At 58.4% G+C, this 1,497-nt stretch carries 4 protein-coding genes; all 4 read right to left on the bottom strand.

The genetic code is table 11. The features are described from left to right. On the bottom strand, nt 1-249 hold a 249-nt coding region (gene tnpB, locus ACYUCQ_RS16195; RefSeq protein WP_460255587.1), incomplete at its 3' end, for an IS66 family insertion sequence element accessory protein TnpB. Beyond that, a complete protein-coding gene (gene tnpA, locus ACYUCQ_RS16190) occupies nt 246-752 on the bottom strand; it encodes an IS66-like element accessory protein TnpA (protein ID WP_460255589.1) in 507 nt (168 codons plus the stop codon). The genes tnpB and tnpA, both read right to left, overlap by 4 nt. Nucleotides 753-782: 30 nt before the next feature. Continuing rightward, nucleotides 783-1,253 carry a DNA cytosine methyltransferase gene (locus ACYUCQ_RS16185; RefSeq protein WP_460255588.1) on the bottom strand — a complete coding sequence of 157 codons (471 nt, stop codon included), beginning with the start codon at nt 1,251-1,253 and terminating at the stop codon, nt 783-785. Beyond that, a partial coding sequence (locus ACYUCQ_RS16180) for a hypothetical protein (protein WP_460255590.1) occupies nt 1,154-1,497 on the bottom strand: 344 nt, incomplete at its 5' end. The genes ACYUCQ_RS16185 and ACYUCQ_RS16180, both read right to left, overlap by 100 nt.

The following is a 1,497-nucleotide window of genomic DNA, read 5'->3' as shown; positions in this document are numbered from 1 at the left end:
GGCACCGCTCTGTGGCCATGGAAAACCACCCCGCTCCAGCCGCCGGGTCAGCAGGCAGAACCCGACGCCATCATGCCAGATCAACTTGATCTGAGATGCCTTGCGCCCGCGGAATGCGAACACCGCACCGTCGAACGGATTCCCGGCAAAATGCTGCTGGATCAGCATGGCCAAACCATCCATCCCTTTGCGCATGTCAGTCCGGCCACAAGCCAGATACACCCGAACGCCCGATCCAGGCGCAATCATTGATCCCTCAGCGCCGCCAGAACCCGGGCCAACGCCATCTGATCAACCGCCGTGCCAACCCGGATAATCGCGCCATTGGGCAACGCAATCTCGATCTGCGCACCCGAACGGGCTCGATCCCGTGATCGCCGCTCAAGCGTCGGCGCTGTCGTTCGCTCCTCCGCATCGGCCATACGTTCAGAACCCCGAACCATCGGCATTACCATCGCACGGGCGAAGGTCGGCACAACAGCACCAGCATTATCGCGCATACCAACGCAGCATTGCTGGCGCCACGTGCTCAATTGACCGCTGCTGATGTCGTGACGCCGACAAATCTCCGCCCGAACAACACCCGGCTCCAAGCTCTCCGAGACAATCGCCTGCTTCTCAACCATCGACCATCGTCGCCGCGCGCCACGCGTGATCACCTCAACACGCTCAATCGGAGCACTCCTACGAGCGCTCGTAGGAGTGCTCGCTATTGGTGCCCCGTCAAAAACCTCATTCAATTCTTCCTGCATCATGCCGATCAAAATCGGCATCACATCGACTCACGCCAACAAGGTCAGAGAAACAACGCTTACTTTGGATGAAGGCATGCGAGTATGTCCGTTCGTTTGAATTATTGCCTTAAGGCGAGCATCGGTAGCTTGTAGCGAGGGCGACATCGCGAGGGCTTCGGTCAAGCGGTAGCCGATCAGCCCTGGCGGGACGCTCTTGCCAACACCTCCAGTGTCAGCGCCCACTCTCTCATGTGTGGTCCGCATCCACCTTGCCAACGCAGCAGCTACCAAAGGCGGAAACGCATTGCCGATTTGAGTGGCGACAGCCTGGAATCCGCCCTGGAAATCATGGCTGTCTGGGAAGCTTTGGAGTCTAGCACACTCTCGCAGAGACAGAGGTCGATCAAGACCGGGGTGGATTAGTTCCCGAGGGGAAAACGAGGTGATGGTAAGGGAAGCATGATCGGCATCAAGACGCCGAATCCCGGCTGGGGCTCCGCCACGCTTCTCAGAAGGCATGCCATCTGCCACTCGTCGAAAGGCCCTGCTCCGAAAGCTTCCAGGCCAAAGCTCCTCCGGTAGATTTCGCAAAGACTGTCCTGGTTTAAGAAGCTTGATGCGTTCGGCGTTTCGGTCAAATTTAATGACGGCATGAGCGCGAGGACCGGGTGGCCGTGTTCGCATGCGGGCGTCGTAGTCTGGTAAGCGTTGTTTCTCTGACCTTGTTGGCGTGAGTCGATGTGATGCCGATTTTGATCGGCAT

The sequence above is a fragment of the Acidiphilium sp. MT5 genome, from assembly GCF_054767495.1.
This window is presented reverse-complemented; position numbering and strand designations above follow the sequence as displayed.

Bases quoted from the DNA above. Each gene is read 5' to 3' on its own strand.
- tnpA (WP_460255589.1), bottom strand. From the start codon at position 752: ATGCAGGAAGAATTGAATGAGGTTTTTGACGGGGCACCAATAGCGAGC.
- ACYUCQ_RS16185 (WP_460255588.1), bottom strand. From the start codon at position 1,253: ATGCCTTCTGAGAAGCGTGGCGGAGCCCCAGCCGGGATTCGGCGTCTT.